Here is a 2,127-nt window from a genome sequence, read left to right on the forward strand (position 1 = left end):
TCGCGGGGCCGCGAGAGACCCGCTGCCGCGGCAAACCTCGCATCAGGAACGTCGTATAGAGTGAGCAACGTGTCGACCACGAAGCCAGTCAGGAAAGCCGTCATCCCTGTAGCCGGGCTGGGCACCCGGTTTTTGCCGGTGACGAAGGCCATGCCCAAGGAAATGCTCCCCGTCGTGGACAAGCCCGCCATCCAATACGTGGTCGAGGAAGCCGTCAGCGTGGGCCTCGTTGACATCCTCATGATCACGGGGCGTAACAAGCGCGCGCTCGAGGACCACTTCGACCGGGTTCCGTCGCTTGAGGCTGCATTGGAGCAGAAGGGCGACGAGAAGAAGCTCGCGGCGATCCAGGAGTCGAGCAACCTCGGCGACATCCACTACGTCCGCCAGGGCGACCCCAAGGGCCTCGGGCACGCGGTGCTGTGCGCGCAGCGGCACGTGGGCCAAGAGCCGTTCGCAGTGCTCCTCGGCGACGACCTCATCGACGAGCGGGACGAGCTCCTCGCCGAGATGATCCGCGTCCAGCAGGCCACGGGTGGTTCCGTCGTGGCGCTCATGGAGGTCCCGCGCGAGGCGATCTCGGCCTACGGATGCGCGGACGTGACGGCCGTGGACGGCGAGTCGTTCGTGCAGGTGCACGGCCTCGTCGAGAAGCCGGCGCCGGAGGACGCGCCGTCGAACCTCGCGATCATCGGCAGGTACGTCCTTCACCCTGCGGTGTTCGACGTGCTCAAGGAGACCGCGCCCGGCCGGGGCGGGGAGATCCAGCTGACCGACGCTCTCCAGACACTCGCAGCCCGCGACGGCGAGGGCGGCGGCGTGTACGGGGTCGTGTTCCGCGGCCGCCGCTACGACACCGGCGACAAGCTCAGCTACCTCAAGGCCGTGGTGACGCTCGCCTGCGGGCGCGAGGAATTCGGCGAAGACCTTCGCTCCTGGCTGCGCGAGTTCGTGGTCGACGGGGCGGGCGTGCCCACCGCGGGCGTCTGACGACCACAGGCGTCTGACGACCATGTGGGGGCCGGGCATCTGGCCGGTCTCGCTCGAGTCCGGTGACGTCGGCCTGCGTCCGATCCGGCAGTCCGACCGCCTTGAATGGATGGGGCTGCGGGCCCGGAACGCCGAATGGCTCGCCCCCTGGGAGGCCTCCAACCCTCAGCCGGGCGGGAGCCTTCCGACGTTCCGGCAGATGGTCCGCTCGCTCACGCAGCAGGCCCACGAAGGCTCGGCCCTCCCGTTCGTCATCACCCTCGCCGAACCCAACGCGCGCAAGCCGCCGATCGTGGGCCAGCTCACGGTGTCCTCGATCGTGTGGGGCTCTGCGCTCATGGCCACGCTCGGCTACTGGGTGGACCACGAGCACGCGGGCCACGGCATCGCCCCGACGGCGGTGGCCCTCGCGACGGACCACTGCTTCTTCTCACTCGGCCTGCACCGGATGGAGATCAACATCCGCCCCGAGAACAGCCCGAGCCTCCGCGTCGTCGAGAAGCTCGGCTTCCGCTACGAGGGGCTCCGGCCGCGCTACCTGCACATCGCGGGGGAGTGGGCCGACCACGAATCGTTCGCTCTCACGGCGGAGGAGGTTCCCGAGGGGCTCACGGCGCGCTGGCTCGCCTCGCGGGCGTAGTCTGGCGACACACCGGCCGTAATCCGGCCAGCTGAGCGGCTCGCCTCCTACGGTTTTGGTATGGACTTCACTCTCAGCAGCTCGGCGGTGCTCGGCGCGGCCGTGCTGCTGTGGCTCCTGTGGGTGGCTCCCTTCATGCTTCGTCGCCTGCGTCCGGCCGCCGAGGCGGGGGTTCTCCTCGCCGAGGCCGACGGCGGTGCCGAGCCTCCCGTCGCCTCGTCACCCTCACCTCGGGTCGATTCGGGCGGCGAGAGACCCGGGTCGCTTCGACCCCTCGCCCCGCCGCCCGCCAGCGAATCCCCCGAGGAGGGGAAGCCCGTGACCAACCGGACCGAAGCTCCAGCCGCCTTCCGTATTCGTTGGGGCCGCTGCGCCCTCGCGGGGATCGGACTCGGCGGGCTGCTCATCGCGGTCGTCGGCGGGGTGTTCGCCGGAATCGGCCTCGTGCTCGCGTGGCTCCCGGTCGGTGGGCTCGCGCTCACGGCGTCGAGCGTCGT

General features: G+C 70.1%; 2 protein-coding genes and 1 pseudogene. All 3 read left to right on the forward strand.

What is annotated here, in order from left to right:
* The first annotated feature begins 69 nt into the window (after positions 1-69).
* On the forward strand, positions 70-990 hold the full coding sequence (galU, locus tag ACLN58_RS21435) for a UTP--glucose-1-phosphate uridylyltransferase GalU (RefSeq protein ID WP_415857238.1): 921 nt from the start codon (positions 70-72) through the stop codon (positions 988-990).
* A gap of 22 nt (positions 991-1,012) precedes the next feature.
* Positions 1,013-1,630: a GNAT family N-acetyltransferase gene (locus ACLN58_RS21440; protein WP_415857239.1), complete on the forward strand. Its 618-nt coding sequence runs from the start codon at positions 1,013-1,015 to the stop codon at positions 1,628-1,630.
* A gap of 60 nt (positions 1,631-1,690) precedes the next feature.
* Positions 1,691-2,127, forward strand: a pseudogene (locus tag ACLN58_RS21445) (hypothetical protein); the annotation flags it as partial.

The organism is Sinomonas sp. G460-2 (assembly GCF_047759905.1).
GTDB lineage: Bacteria > Actinomycetota > Actinomycetes > Actinomycetales > Micrococcaceae > Sinomonas.